This is a genomic window from Pseudomonas extremorientalis, assembly GCF_001870465.1.
Lineage (GTDB): Bacteria > Pseudomonadota > Gammaproteobacteria > Pseudomonadales > Pseudomonadaceae > Aquipseudomonas > Aquipseudomonas extremorientalis.
The window spans coordinates 639,628-653,853 of the sequence record NZ_MDGK01000015.1; the positions used below are offsets into that span (position 1 = coordinate 639,628).

The window sequence follows — 14,226 nt, forward strand, 5'->3', positions numbered from 1 at the left end:
CCAGAGCATGAAAGTCGAACCAGGGCTCTATCAACATTATAAAGGTCCGCAGTACCGTGTTTTCAGTGTGGCGCGCCACTCCGAGACCGCAGAAGAAGTGGTGTTCTATCAAGCTCTGTATGGCGATTACGGCTTTTGGGTGCGCCCGTTGAGCATGTTCATGGAGACCGTCGAAGTTGACGGCGAGCAGGTCCCGCGCTTTGCTTTGGTCCAGGCCGAACCCAGTCTTTTTTCAGGGCAATAACGGCAGGTCGCGCAGACTGCTGCGCTTGACCTCACCTTGTTGCCACTATATATAGCGTTGCCGCGACAGGCGCCAACTGCCTTTCACTTCTCGAATTCAGGAATTTTCCGATCCATGGGCAAATCGCTGGTCATTGTGGAATCCCCGGCTAAGGCCAAGACCATCAACAAGTACTTGGGCAACGAGTACGTGGTGAAGTCGAGTATCGGCCATATCCGAGACCTGCCCACCAGCGGTTCGGCTAGCGCCAGCAAGGAGCCAGCCGCCAAGCGCGGCAAGGCGGCTGCGGGCGAAGGTCCGGTGCTCAGCCCTAAAGAGAAAGCGCGCAAGCAGCTGGTCTCGCGTATGGGGGTGGACCCGGAACATGGCTGGAAGGCCAAGTACGAAATCCTTCCCGGCAAGGAAAAGGTCATCGAAGAGCTGCGCCGGCTCGCCAAGGATGCCGACACCATCTATCTCGCGACGGACTTGGACCGCGAAGGGGAAGCCATTGCCTGGCACCTGCGGGAAGCCATCGGCGGTGATGACAGCCGCTACAAGCGCGTGGTGTTCAACGAAATCACCAAGAAAGCTATCCAGGAAGCCTTCTCCAAGCCGGGCGAGCTGGACATCGACCGGGTCAACGCCCAGCAGGCGCGTCGCTTCCTCGATCGCGTGGTGGGTTACATGGTCTCGCCGCTGCTGTGGGCGAAGATTGCTCGTGGCCTGTCTGCCGGTCGTGTGCAATCGGTTGCGGTGAAGCTGGTGGTGGAGCGTGAGCGCGAGATCCGTGCGTTCATCCCCGAAGAATATTGGGAAGTCCACGCAGACCTCGGCACCGCCAAGGGCGCCAACGTGCGCTTTGAAGTGGCCCGTGAGAAAGGCGAGGCTTTCAAGCCGCTGAACGAAGCCCAGGCCATGGCCGCGCTGGAAAAGCTCAAGGCGTCCAGCTACAGCATCGTCAAGCGTGAAGACAAACCGACCAGCAGCAAGCCGTCGGCGCCGTTTATTACTTCCACCCTGCAACAGGCCGCGAGCAACCGCCTGGGCTTCGGTGTGAAGAAGACCATGATGATGGCCCAGCGCTTGTACGAAGCCGGCTACATCACGTATATGCGTACCGACTCCACCAACCTGTCGGTGGACGCGGTCGCCATGGCGCGTACGTATATCGAAAGCGAATTCGGCAAGAAGTACCTGCCGGAGAAGCCGAACGTCTACAGCAGCAAGGAAGGCGCACAGGAGGCTCACGAAGCGATTCGTCCTTCCGACGCCAACACCACGCCCGCCAAGCTGAGCGGCATGGAGCGCGACGCCGAGCGCCTCTACGAGCTGATCTGGCGCCAGTTCCTGGCCTGCCAGATGCTGCCGGCGCAATACCTGTCCACCACCGTGAGTGTGGGCGCTGGCGACTTCGAGCTGCGTGCCAAGGGCCGTATCCTCAAGTTCGACGGCTATACCCGTGTGATGCCGCAGATCGCCAAGCCGGGCGATGATGACGTGCTGCCGGACATGGCCCAGGGCGATACGCTGAAGCTGATCAAGCTCGACCCGTCCCAGCACTTTACCAAGCCGCCGGCGCGCTACTCCGAGGCCAGCCTGGTAAAAGAGATGGAAAAACGCGGCATCGGTCGGCCTTCGACCTACGCGGCGATCATCTCCACCATCCAGGACCGCGGCTACGTGGCGCTGCACAACCGTCGTTTCTATTCGGAAAAGATGGGCGACATCGTCACCGAGCGCCTGTCCGAGAGCTTCTCCAACCTGATGGACTACGGCTTCACCGCCGGCATGGAAGAGAACCTCGATGACGTGGCCCAGGGCGAGCGTGACTGGAAAAACGTGCTGGACGAGTTCTACGGCGACTTCAAGAAGAAACTCGAAGTGGCCGAAAGCCCTGAGAGTGGCATGCGTGCCAACCAGCCGGTGATGACCGACATTCCGTGCCAGACCTGTGGTCGGCCGATGCAGATTCGTACTGCGTCCACTGGCGTGTTCCTCGGTTGCTCGGGCTACAGCCTGCCGCCGAAAGAGCGCTGCAAGGCCACCGTCAACCTGGTGCCGGGTGACGAAATCGCGGCCGATGACGAGGGCGAGTCCGAGTCGTTGGTACTGCGAGGCAAGCACCGCTGCCCGATCTGCAGTACGGCGATGGACGCCTACCTGCTTGACGAGAAACACAAGCTGCACATCTGCGGTAACAACCCGGATTGCAACGGCTACGAGATCGAAGAGGGCACCTATCGCATCAAGGGCTATGAAGGTCCGAGCCTGGAATGTGACAAGTGCGGCAGCGAGATGCAGCTCAAGACCGGCCGTTTCGGCAAGTTCTTCGGCTGTACCAATCCGACCTGCAAGAACACCCGCAAGCTGCTGAAAAGCGGTGATGCGGCGCCGCCGAAGATGGACCCGGTGAAGATGCCGGAGCTCAAGTGCGAGAAGGTCAACGACACCTACATCCTGCGTGACGGTGCTTCGGGGTTGTTCCTGGCCGCCAGTCAGTTCCCTAAGAACCGCGAGACCCGTGCGCCGCTGGTGCTGGAAATCGTGCCGCACAAGGACGAGATCGATCCGAAGTACCACTTCCTGTGCGAAGCGCCGAAGAACGACCCGGATGGTCGTCCAGCCGTGATCCGCTACAGCCGCAAGACCAAGGAGCAGTACGTGCAGTCCGAAGTGGACGGCAAGCCGACTGGCTGGAAAGCGTTCTATGACGGCGGCAAGTGGAAGGTCGAGGATAAGCGCCAGGGCGCTTGATCCGGCGGATGTGCTGAAGACCCAAATGAGGGAGGGTGCTTGCCCCCTCCCTCATTTGGGTCTGTTTGGTTCTGAAAGTCGACTTTTGACCCGCATAAGCGGCGGTTTATTGCACTTGCAGTAGGCTCGGCTGATCCGTGACACTGTTCAGCCAGCATCACGTTTATTCGTTGTGGAGATTGCCGTCATGGCCTACGAACTCTATACCCGTACCAATCAGAAAATTTACTTCGCGGGTTTGTCCCTGGAAGCCCTTGGCCGTGCCGAGGAAGGGAAAGAGATGAATGCCATTGCGCTGGTCCAGGCGGGGCGTGAAGCGGCGTTGTTCCACCTGTATGGCGCCTTGCTGGGCCTGTGTCATGAAATCGCCGGGTTTTACCGCCTGCCCCAGGCCGGTTCGCCCCGTGCGGAAATGATCATGAATCGCGAAGTGCTGGACTCCATGGCGATTCCTGAGCTGGCTGAGCTGGTGGAAATGGCGCAAAGCCCCGACAGTTGGGTTGCCCGCCTGCTCAAGGCGCATGCCGATATGTTCCAGCCGCCGCGCATTCCCCATGTGCCCAAGGGGGATGTGACCCAGCCGCTGATCGTGGCGGTTGCAGTGGAAGAGGAAGAGCCCAAGCCGTTGAGCCGGGAAGAGCTGGAAGGCTGGCGCCAGGAATTGAAAAAGATGGCGCTGCGCTTTCGTGAAGGCCTTAACGAATGTTGATCATCCTGTAGGAATTGGGCGGCGACCATTCATCAAGCTGTCAAGAAACCTGTTCAGATCCTCTGCGAGGCTGGGTGGATGACTGATATAATCCCGGCCTTTCGTGGAGAACAGACTTTTATGCCGACGTCCTTTCTGGAAATTGTTGAATTGCCTGACGGCCGAATCGAGCTGCGCCGGGCAGAGGACGAAGGTTCTCTGGTCATTCTGGATTTTTCCGAGGATGCCAAGGTGTTCTTGCAGGGCCAGCACGTGGAAGTGGCTAAAGCCATGTTGAGCGTGGGTGTGCAGATGGCAGGTCGCCTGGCAGAAGGCGAACCGGAGAAAGAAGACGGGCCGCGGGTTCTTCATTGAGCCCAGATGACAGGTCGGTTTTTACAATGACCGGGTTTGTTGTGGTGAGTTGGCTTCTGCAGTGAGCGGGCTCGCCACAGAAGCCCGCTCACAACAGACGCTCGCATATCACAGGCAAGGCCTGTGATTTCAGCCCAATCGAATATTCAAACTCTGGGCATCGCCCGTACGTGCAGCGCTGATCAGTTGCTGCTTGGCGCTGGCATTCAGCGGGTTCAACCAGCTCACTACCGTATGGCTACGACCCAGGCGCAAGGCTTCGCAGGTCAACTGCTGGGCACTTTGCGTACCGCGTGGTTGCAGCAGCAGGATGCGCTCGCGGTTGAGGCCGGCGTCCCGTAGCCAGGCCTGGGTCAGGCTGGCGGGCGGGGCGATCAGCGTCAACCAGCGGGCGTCCTGCTCTTCGCTCAATTCGCGAAGGATCGGCGCCAGCAGGCTCAGGCAGCTCCCCGCTGCACCGCGCAACGACAATTCACTGAACGCCTCAGGCTCCGCGCTCCAGGGCGCTTCGATCGTTTCCTTGAGGATGGGCGCAAGGGGTTGGGCCATGAAGGCCTCGAACAGCGACAGTTGTGTGTGTTGTGGGGTGTGGACGAGCTGCATGATGCCTCCTTTAGCGGCGAATGACGCCGACGCTCAAGCCTTCGATCACCAGGTCCTGATCTTTCAGGTTCACTTCAATCGGGGCGAACTCGGGGTTCTCGGCCAGGAGCCAGACCTTGCTGCCTTCGCGCTTGAAGCGTTTGACGGTGACTTCGTCGCCGATACGGGCAACGACGATCTGGCCATTACGGGCTTCGCGGGTGGTGTGGACGGCCAACAGGTCGCCGTCGAAGATGCCCACGTCCTTCATGCTCATGCCATGGACCCGCAACAGGTAGTCGGCGCGCGGATGGAAGAAGGTAGGGTTGATGTTGCAGGACTCCTCGACGTGCTGCTGCGCCAGGATCGGCGCACCGGCGGCGACGCGGCCGATGATCGGCAGGGTCGATTCGTCGGCCTTGGCCTCGAAGCCAGGGATGCGAATACCGCGTGAGGCACCGGGGGTCATCTCGATCGCGCCTTTGCGAGCGAGGGCCTTGAGGTGTTCCTCGGCGGCGTTGGGGGACTTGAAACCCAGTTCCAGCGCAATCTCTGCTCGTGTCGGCGGGTAGCCGTTGTCATCGAGGCAGCGCTTGATAAAAGCCAGAATCTCAGCTTGGCGTGGCGTCAGTTTTAGCATGTTGATCGCTCTGTCTTTTTATACAGTGACTGGGATTATATACAGTGAACTGCGCTTGGCAATCATCCTTTTCCAGCCCTCCGCTGGACGGTCATCCCTGATCCTTCCCACAGGCCCGAGATAGCGCTGCCTACAGATCAATAGAGATGTGATTAAATAGCGATGAAATACATGACTGCCCGGCCGGAAAGCGAACTCGCAGGCTTGACAAGACACACCCTGAAACGTATGTTTCAAACAAGTGTTTGTCAGGCGGAGTAGCCATGGCCCAGTCGGAAACCGTTGAACGCATTCTCGATGCTGCCGAGCAATTGTTCGCGGAAAAAGGATTTGCTGAAACTTCATTGCGGCTGATCACCAGCAAGGCTGGCGTCAACCTCGCTGCAGTGAACTATCATTTCGGCTCGAAAAAAGCCCTGATCCAGGCGGTGTTCTCGCGCTTCCTGGGGCCGTTCTGCGCCAGTCTCGACCGTGAACTCGAGCGTCGCCAGGGCAAGACCGACCACAAGCCGACACTCGAAGAGCTGTTGGAAATCCTCGTTGAACAAGCATTGGTGGTTCAACCGCGCAGCGGCAACGACCTGTCGATCTTCATGCGCCTGCTCGGCCTGGCGTTCAGCCAGAGCCAGGGTCACTTGCGGCGCTATCTGGAGGACATGTACGGCAAGGTATTTCGTCGCTATATGTTGCTGGTCAACGAGGCCGCTCCGCGTATTCCACCGATTGAACTGTTCTGGCGCGTGCACTTCATGCTCGGAGCTGCGGCGTTCAGCATGTCGGGGATCAAGGCGCTGCGGGCGATTGCCGAGACTGATTTCGGCGTCAACACCTCTATTGAACAGGTCATGCGCCTGATGGTGCCGTTCCTGGCCGCCGGTATGCGTGCTGAAACCGGTGTGACCGACCCGACGATGGCTGCCGCCCAATTACGCCCGCGCAGCAAATCCGCGCCAAGCCCCGCCAAGGTTTGACCCACCCGGGTGTGCGCAGCCGCTTGCATCCGCTAAGCTAGCGACCCATGCCGAATTCAGCTATTTACTCGCAACCTGTTGTGCTCACTGTGCCTGGTGGGGGCAACGGGTTGTGTGCGTTTTATAAGGAAGGTTTATGACTGCTGCCCTGCAAGGTTCTTTGATGGTCGACGTTGCCGGCACTTGGCTCACGGCCGAGGATCGCCACCTGCTGCGCCAGCCTGAGGTGGGTGGCCTGATCATTTTTGCGCGCAATATCGAGCACCCACGCCAGGTACGCGAGTTGAGTGCGGCGATTCGTGCCGTGCGCCCAGACCTGCTACTGGCGGTCGACCAGGAAGGCGGTCGCGTACAGCGCCTGCGTCAGGGCTTTGTGCGCCTGCCGGCCATGCGTGCCTTGGCGGATAACCCGAATGCAGAGTACCTGGCCGAGCAGTGCGGCTGGATCATGGCCACCGAAGTACTGGCCGTGGGCCTGGACCTGAGCTTCGCCCCGGTGCTGGACCTGGATTATCAGCGCAGCGCGGTGGTCGGCACCCGTTCCTTCGAAGGCGACCCCGAGCGGGCCGCCGTGCTGGCGGGTGCATTCATCCGTGGGATGAACAGCGCCGGCATGGCCGCCACCGGTAAGCACTTCCCCGGTCACGGTTGGGCCGAGGCCGATTCCCACGTCGCCATTCCCAATGATGAGCGTAGCCTGGAACAGATTCGCGCCAATGACTTGGTGCCTTTCGCACGCCTGAGTAAGCAACTGGCGGCTGTGATGCCCGCGCACGTCATCTACCCGCAAGTCGACACCCAGCCAGCCGGCTTCTCGCGCCGCTGGTTGCAGGACATCCTGCGCGGCGAGTTGCAGTTCGATGGGGTGATTTTCAGCGATGACCTGTCCATGGCGGGGGCGCATGTGGTCGGTGATGCTGCCAGCCGCATCGAGGCCGCGTTGACGGCCGGTTGCGACATGGGACTGGTGTGCAACGATCGCGCGGCGGCTGAGTTGGCACTGAGTGCGGCGCAGCGCATGAAGGTCACGCCATCGGTGCGCATTGGGCGCATGCGTGGGCAGGCGGTTGCTTCGACCGAGTACAAGCAGGATCCGCGTTGGTTGGCGGCGCTGACTGCGTTGCGGGATGCTCAGCTGATCGGCTGAACACTGCGTCGAGCCCATCGGGGGCAAGCCCCCTCCCACATGACAACTGCGGTCACATGTGGGAGGGGGCTTGCCCCCGATGGCGATCGAGCTGTCAGCGCTTTTCCTGTTTGTTGGGCAACGGCGCAAACAGCGCTTCTATATCCTCGTTGCCCAACTGCCAATCCCCGGTCGTACGGCCATCCAGCACACCTGCCGCCAGGTCGGACTTTTCCTTTTGCAGGTGCTGGATTTTTTCCTCCACCGTGCCCCGGGCAATCATCTTGTAGACGAACACCGGCTTCTCCTGGCCGATGCGATACGCACGGTCAGTCGCCTGGTTCTCCGTCGCCGGGTTCCACCAGGGGTCGTAATGGATCACCGTGTCGGCTTCGGTCAGGTTCAAGCCCACACCGCCGGCCTTCAGGCTGATCAGGAAAATCTGCAGTTTGCCGCTCTGGAAATCCTTCACCGGCGTGCGCCGGTCCCGCGTCTGGCCGGTCAACAAGGCGTAGGCAACACCGCGCTTTTTCAGCTCGACTTCGATCAGGCTCAACATTGAGGTGAACTGGGAAAACAGCAGGATCCGCCGACCTTCCTCAAACAACTCCTCAAGCATTTCCATCAAGCTATCGAGCTTGCCCGAGCTGCTGCCGCGGGCGGGCAGGGTGGCGTCGTTGACCAGGCGCAGGTCGCAGCACACCTGGCGCAGCTTGAGCAGCGCTTCAAGAATGATGATCTGGCTGCGTGCCACGCCCTTGCGGGTGATCTCGTCGCGGACCTTTTTGTCCATGGCCAGGCGCATGGTTTCGTACACGTCGCGCTGGGCCTCGTTGAGGTCGACCCAGTGGATGATCTCGGTCTTGGGCGGCAGCTCCGTGGCCACTTGTTCTTTGGTGCGGCGCAACAGGAAGGGTTTGATCCGACCGTTGAGGTGCTGCAGTCGTACGTCGCTGGCGCGCTTTTCGATGGGCACGCGGTAATCGCGGTTGAAGCTTTTTACGTCACCCAGCCAGCCCGGCAGCAGGAAGTGGAACAACGACCACAGCTCACCCAGGTGGTTTTCCAGTGGCGTACCGCTCAGGCACAGGCGCTGCCGCGCATTCAGTTCGCGTGCCGCCTGGGCCGCCTTGCTGGAAGGGTTCTTGATGTACTGGGCTTCATCGAGGATCAGTACATGCAGGGGCAGGGCCTTGAGCTGGTCGATGTCCTTGGGTAGCAGTGCATAGGTGGTCAGCAGCAGGTCATAGTCCTGCAGGTTCGCGAAATGTTTCTTGCGGGCTGCGCCATACAACGCCACCACTTTGAGTTGCGGCGTGAAGTGCGCCGCTTCGTCCAGCCAGTTGGGAATCAGGCTGGTGGGCATCACCACCATGCAGGGGCGATCCAGGCGCCCGGCGTTCTTTTCACTGAGAATATGCGCCAGGGTCTGTAGGGTCTTGCCCAGGCCCATGTCATCCGCAAGTATCCCGCCCACATCAAGCTGGCGCAGCGACTGCATCCAGCTCAAGCCTTCCAGTTGGTACGGACGCAGGGTCGCGTTCAGCCCTTCGGGCGCCACGCAGGTGAAGTCCTTGATGTCCCGCAGGCGTTGGGCGAAGTTGCGGATCTTCTCGCCACCTTCCCATTGCAGCGGCAGGTCTTCCAGCGGGTTAAGGCGGATTGCATCAGCCTTGGCCAGGCGCAGTGTGGTGGTGCCGGCTTCCTGTAGATAAAACTCACCAAGGGTGGCCAGCACCGGTTTCAGTCGGCCATAGGGCAGCGCCACTTGTATGGGGCCGTGGCCATTGGGCAGGCCAGGGATATTCACCAGGATCAGCTCATCATCGCGACGCCGCGCCAGCTTCTCCGGGTTGAGGATCTCGGTGTGGGAGCGCATCAGGTTCAGCAGGATCGGCAACAGGCTCAGTCGCTCGCCGTTGACGATGATCCCCAGCTCCAGATCGAACCAATCACGCTCCGGCCCTTCATCTACCGTGGCGTACCAGTCATCGACAGCGCTCAGGTCGAAGCCGAAATCATCATCGATCAGCAGCTCCCAGCCTTCGGCCCGCAAGGTCGGCGTGGCATTGAGGGTGAAGGTCAGCCAGGCACTGTCATTGACCATCTCAAACAGTTCCCCGGCGCTCTCAGGCAGGGCCTTGCTCTGGCGCGTAGCGATCTTGAAGCCCAGCAGGCGCAGTTGCTCGCGGTACGGCTGTTCCAGCTCGGGATGGCGCTTGATACGCAGGCTCTGGGTATCCTGGCGCACGATGATGTCGGCGTTTTTCTGCCCGCTGACATAGTTGCCCAAATAGTTGAACGACAGCGCCGCCCGGTGCTGGATATAGCGCTGCATCTTGCCGTTGCGTGGTTCGAACGCGCTGAACTCCACGCTGGCCATCCACAGGCGCGGCACCGGCACCACATCCTCCATGACCACCTGCGGCAACACCGCGCGGTTTTCCAGGACTGCCTGGAGTTTTTCCAGCAGTTCTGCGTCCTGGGCGGCAGCGGGGAAGGCCAGGGTTTCCTGGACCTTGAGCAATACCGCCGCGATGTGTTTGCAGTTGGTGCGCACCGGGCAAGTGCAGCGGCTGTCCACCAGGATCAACGTGCCTTTGGCCGATTCGCGCAGCGAAATGGTCTGCCGGTAGACGTTGCCGCCTGAGCCTTCGCAACTGGCGATGATGGTGCTGTCGCCGGATTCGACGATGCGCACCCGGTTCTCCAGGGCATAACGCCGCCCGCGCTCAAGGCTCTGCTCTTTAAAGCGATTGGCCCACGAAGGGGCCAGGGGTTTGGTCAGCGACGACGTCAGGGGCATGGCGATGGATCAGTCCTGCAGGTCCGGCGGTGGTGCGCTGGGGGGCTTGGCGGTCAGCGAGGTGATCTTGATCAGCAACGCCAGGTGGCCGCCGTCCAGGTAGTTGAGCTGGTTGTTCTTGGTGCGCACGTCGGTCTGGCTCAGGTGTTCGCTGGCGATCACGCTGCCGTTGGCGTCGAACTGGTTGATCCAGAAGTTCGCATCGATGTCGGTAAAACGCCCCAGTTGCAGGCTCAGCACGCCCTCGATGGGGAACTGGCCGAACTGCTCCTGGCCGTCGGTGATGGCGACCTTGACCGGCTGCTCGCCCAGGTTCTGCTCCCAGGCCTTATGAAGCAGCACCGTGTAGGTGGAGTCGGCGCGCAGCTTATCGACAATGTTGGACAGGCGCGGCGGGCTCAGCCGGTCGCCCAGGCGCACGGCGCCAGCATCCCAGTTTTCCGGGGCGGCGCGGCTGTTGATCACCGGTTCGGCGTTCTGGCGCACCAGGATCATTTCCACCTGGTACGGGCTGTCGGCGAACGCCGCAGGTGCCGCGACCACCAACAACAGGCTCAACATGCGGAACAGGCGCATTCGGGCGTCCTTCAAGCAGGTTTCGGGATGAGGCGCTCGAACAGCGCCTCCAGGGTGTTAAAGCGTTCTTCGGCGCGTTCCATCGGCACCATGAACTTGAACAGCGTAGCCCCTTCGAACTTGTAGCGGTTGGGCTGGCCCTGGATCAGCTTGATCAGCACCAATGGGTCCACGGGGGTCTGCGCCTCGAATTCGATGCGCCCGCCCTGCGGCCCGGCGTCGACCTTCTTGATCCCCAGTTGCTCGGCCTGCAATTTGAGCAGGGTCAGGCGCACCAGGTTCTTGGTCGGCTCGGGCAACAGGCCGAAGCGGTCGATCATCTCCACCTGCAGGTCCTTGAGGCCTTCTTCGTCGGTGGCCGAGGCGATGCGTTTGTACAGGATCAGCCGTGCGTGCACATCCGGCAGGTAGTCCTCGGGAATCAACGCAGGCAAGCGCAGGTTGATCTCCGGGCCGCCGCCCAATGGTTGATCGAGGTTCGGTTGCTCACCCTTGCGGATGGCTTTCACCGCACGCTCAAGCATTTCCATATACAGGGTGAAACCCACCGCCTGGATCTGCCCGCTCTGGCCATCGCCCAGCAGTTCGCCGGCGCCACGGATTTCCAGGTCGTTGGTGGCCAGCACAAAACCGGCGCCCAGGTCCTGGGTGTTGGCGATCGCTTCCAGGCGTTTTTCCGCATCGCCGGTGATTTGCTGGCGCGGTGGCGTCAGCAGATAGGCATAGGCCTGGTGGTGGCTGCGTCCGACGCGGCCGCGTAACTGGTGAAGCTGTGCCAGGCCGAACTTGTCGGCGCGCTCGATGATGATGGTGTTGGCGCTCGGCACGTCGATGCCGGTCTCGATGATGGTCGAGGCGATCAGCACGTTGAAGCGCTTGTGGTAGAAGTCGCTCATCACTTGCTCGAGTTCGCGCTCGCGCATCTGCCCATGGCCGATGGCGATACGCGCCTCCGGCACCAGCTCGGCCAGGTCGGCGGCGCATTTCTCGATGGTTTTCACATCGTTGTGCAGGTAATAAACCTGCCCGCCGCGCAGCAGTTCGCGCAGCAGCGCTTCCTTGACCGTGCTTTTGTTCTGCTCCATCACGAAGGTGCGCACCGACAGGCGACGTGCCGGCGGCGTGGCGATGATCGACAGGTCGCGCATGCCGGACACCGCCATGTTCAGCGTACGCGGAATCGGCGTGGCGGTGAGGGTGAGGATGTCGACTTCGCTGCGCAGGGCCTTGAGCTGTTCTTTCTGGCGCACACCAAAGCGGTGTTCTTCGTCGATGATCACCAGCCCCAGGTTCTTGATCTTCACGTCATCCGACAGCAGCTTGTGCGTGCCGATCACGATGTCGATCTTGCCTTCGGCCAGGTCGGCGACGGCAGCATTCACTTCCTTGGCTGATTTGAAGCGGCTCATCACTTCGACGGTCACCGGCCAATCGGCAAAGCGGTCGCGGAAGCTGTTGTAGTGCTGTTGGGCGAGCAGGGTGGTGGGCACCAGGATCGCCACTTGTTTGCCGCCATGCACTGCGATGAAGGCGGCGCGCATCGCCACTTCGGTCTTGCCGAAGCCCACGTCGCCGCAGACCAGGCGGTCCATCGGCTTGGGCGCGAGCATGTCGGCGCGCACCGCTTCGATGGTGGTTTGCTGGTCTGGGGTTTCTTCAAAGGCGAAGCCGGCGCTGAAAGTGGCGTAGTCAGCTTTCGGGTCGGCGAACGCATAACCCTCGCGGGCAGCGCGGCGGGCGTAGATGTCGAGCAGCTCGGCGGCGACGTCGCGCACCTGTTCGGCGGCCTTGCGCTTGGCTTTCTGCCAGGTCTCGGAGCCCAGGCGGTGCAACGGCGCCAGGGCGTCGTCGCTGCCGGTGTAGCGGGCGATCAGGTGCAGGTTGGCCACCGGCACGTAGAGCTTGGCGCCCTCGGCGTATTCCATGGTGAGGAATTCGGCGGCCTGGTTGTCGATCTCCAGGGTCTGCAGGCCCAGGTAACGGCCGACGCCATGGTCGATATGCACCACCGGCGCGCCTTCGCGCAGCTCGGTCAGGTTCTTGATCACCGCGTCGTTGTTGGCGTCGGCGCGTTTTTCACGGCGGCGGCGCTGCATCACGCGTTGGCCGAACAGCGGGCTCTCGGCAATCAATGCCAAGGCTGGATCGTCCAGCAGCAGGCCTTCGTCCAGTGGCGCGATGGTGATCGCCAGGCGGTCTTTGCTCGCCACAAAATCCGGCCAGCTGTCGACGGTTTTCGGGCGCAGCTTCAGGCGTTCCAGCAGCTCCAGCAGCACCTCTCGGCGACCCGCGGATTCGGCGGTGAACAGCACACGGCCCGGGAAGTCACCGAGGAAGTTGGACAGCGCTTCCAACGGTTGCGTGGCTTTGGCCTGGATCGCCAGGTCCGGCAGCATTCCTGCCGGGAAGCGCTCGCGGCCGGCGCCTTTTTCCACATCCTGCTGGCTGGCGACCACGCGTGGCCAGTTTTTCAGGCGGGCGAAGCAGTCTTCTACCGGCAGGAACAACTCGGCGGGCGGCAATAAAGGACGCGATGGATCGACGCGGCGCTCTTCATAGCGGTTGCGCACATCGTTCCAGAAGTTTTCCGCCGCTTGTTCGATACCGGGCAGCGAGAACACCTGGGTGTCTTGTGGCAGGTAGTCGAACAGGGTGGAGGTTTCGTCGAAGAACAGCGGCAGGTAGTACTCGATACCGGCCGGGGTAATCCCGCTGCTCAGGTCCTGGAAGATCGGGCAGCGGCGGAAGTCCACGTCGAAGCGTTCACGAAAGCGCGCCTTGAAGCGGGTGACCGCGTCTTTTTGCAGCGGGAATTCTCGTGCCGGCAGCAGCTTGATCGAGTCTACTTTGTCGATGGAGCGCTGGTTCTCCGGGTCGAAGGTGCGCAGGGTTTCGATTTCGTCATCGAACAGGTCGATGCGATAGGGCAGTTTGCTGCCCATCGGGAACAGGTCGATCAACGCACCGCGCACCGCGAACTCACCGTGCTCGTATACCGTATCGACGCAACGGTAGCCGCTGGCTTCCAGGCGCGTGCGCATCTGCTCCACATCGAGCTTCTGGCCGACATCCAGCACCAGGCTGCTGCCCAGCAGGAACTTGGTCGGCGCCAGGCGATGCAGTGCCGTGGTGATCGGCACCACCAGCACGCCGTGGGCCAGTTCCGGCAGGCGGTACAGGCTGGCGATGCGCTGGGAGATGATGTCCTGGTGCGGCGAGAACAGGTCGTAGGGCAAGGTTTCCCAGTCGGGGAAATGCAGCACCGGCAAATCGGGGGCGAAGAAGCTCAGCTCCTGCTCCAACCGTTCGGCGCTTTGGCTGTCGGCGGTGAGCAGCAGGGTAAAGCGCTTGGCTGCGCTGGCAGCCTCGGCGATGGCCAGGCTCAGGGCGGCACCGGGCAGGTTGCCCCAATGCTGTTTACCTGCCTCGGCAGGGAGTAGCGGTAGACGCAGAACGGGCACGGAAGGTTGAGCTCCAAGCGT

Annotated in this window: 11 protein-coding genes; 6 read left to right on the forward strand and 5 right to left on the reverse strand. The window is 61.4% G+C overall.

What is annotated here, in order from left to right:
• Nucleotides 1-7: 7 nt before the first annotated feature.
• The 4 genes from BFN10_RS06720 (at nucleotide 8) to BFN10_RS06735 (ending at nucleotide 4,043) form a co-directional block, all read left to right on the forward strand.
• Nucleotides 8-244 (forward strand): DUF1653 domain-containing protein, encoded by a 237-nt coding sequence (locus BFN10_RS06720; protein ID WP_071489007.1) that lies wholly within the window; start codon nucleotides 8-10, stop codon nucleotides 242-244.
• A 114-nt stretch (nucleotides 245-358) separates the two neighbouring features.
• Complete coding sequence (gene topA, locus BFN10_RS06725; RefSeq protein WP_071489008.1) at nucleotides 359-2,980, forward strand: type I DNA topoisomerase; 2,622 nt, start codon at nucleotides 359-361, stop codon at nucleotides 2,978-2,980.
• Between the two features lie 187 nt (nucleotides 2,981-3,167).
• Nucleotides 3,168-3,689, forward strand: a complete 522-nt coding sequence (locus BFN10_RS06730; protein ID WP_071489009.1) for a DUF6586 family protein — start codon at nucleotides 3,168-3,170, stop codon at nucleotides 3,687-3,689.
• Between the two features lie 120 nt (nucleotides 3,690-3,809).
• Nucleotides 3,810-4,043 carry a hypothetical protein gene (locus BFN10_RS06735; RefSeq protein ID WP_010212068.1) on the forward strand — a complete coding sequence of 78 codons (234 nt, stop codon included), beginning with the start codon at nucleotides 3,810-3,812 and terminating at the stop codon, nucleotides 4,041-4,043.
• Between the two features lie 129 nt (nucleotides 4,044-4,172).
• On the opposite strand, the gene sulA is transcribed toward BFN10_RS06735, so the two are convergent.
• Nucleotides 4,173-4,646, reverse strand: a complete 474-nt coding sequence (gene sulA, locus BFN10_RS06740; protein WP_071489010.1) for an SOS-induced cell division inhibitor SulA — start codon at nucleotides 4,644-4,646, stop codon at nucleotides 4,173-4,175.
• 10 nt (nucleotides 4,647-4,656) lie between these two features.
• Nucleotides 4,657-5,265, reverse strand: a complete 609-nt coding sequence (gene lexA / locus BFN10_RS06745; RefSeq protein WP_003172575.1) for a transcriptional repressor LexA — start codon at nucleotides 5,263-5,265, stop codon at nucleotides 4,657-4,659.
• 263 nt (nucleotides 5,266-5,528) lie between these two features.
• On the opposite strand from lexA, the gene BFN10_RS06750 reads away from it, so the two are divergent.
• Both BFN10_RS06750 and nagZ read left to right on the forward strand, forming a co-directional pair.
• The gene (locus BFN10_RS06750; protein WP_071489011.1) at nucleotides 5,529-6,236 is read left to right on the forward strand and encodes a TetR/AcrR family transcriptional regulator; all 708 of its coding nucleotides are present in this window, start codon (nucleotides 5,529-5,531) and stop codon (nucleotides 6,234-6,236) included.
• A gap of 136 nt (nucleotides 6,237-6,372) precedes the next feature.
• A complete protein-coding gene (nagZ, locus tag BFN10_RS06755) occupies nucleotides 6,373-7,383 on the forward strand; it encodes a beta-N-acetylhexosaminidase (protein ID WP_071489012.1) in 1,011 nt (336 codons plus the stop codon).
• Between the two features lie 94 nt (nucleotides 7,384-7,477).
• Here the strand turns inward: nagZ and BFN10_RS06760 are convergent, their stop codons facing one another.
• From BFN10_RS06760 to mfd, 3 genes are read right to left on the reverse strand one after another with little or no spacing between them, the layout of a single operon-like run.
• Entirely contained in the window at nucleotides 7,478-10,168 is a 2,691-nt protein-coding gene (locus BFN10_RS06760; RefSeq protein WP_071489013.1) for a DEAD/DEAH box helicase, read from the reverse strand.
• Between the two features lie 9 nt (nucleotides 10,169-10,177).
• Complete coding sequence (locus BFN10_RS06765; protein WP_071489014.1) at nucleotides 10,178-10,744, reverse strand: CsiV family protein; 567 nt, start codon at nucleotides 10,742-10,744, stop codon at nucleotides 10,178-10,180.
• A gap of 11 nt (nucleotides 10,745-10,755) precedes the next feature.
• Nucleotides 10,756-14,205: a transcription-repair coupling factor gene (mfd, locus tag BFN10_RS06770; RefSeq protein ID WP_071489015.1), complete on the reverse strand. Its 3,450-nt coding sequence runs from the start codon at nucleotides 14,203-14,205 to the stop codon at nucleotides 10,756-10,758.
• Nucleotides 14,206-14,226: the final 21 nt, after the last annotated feature.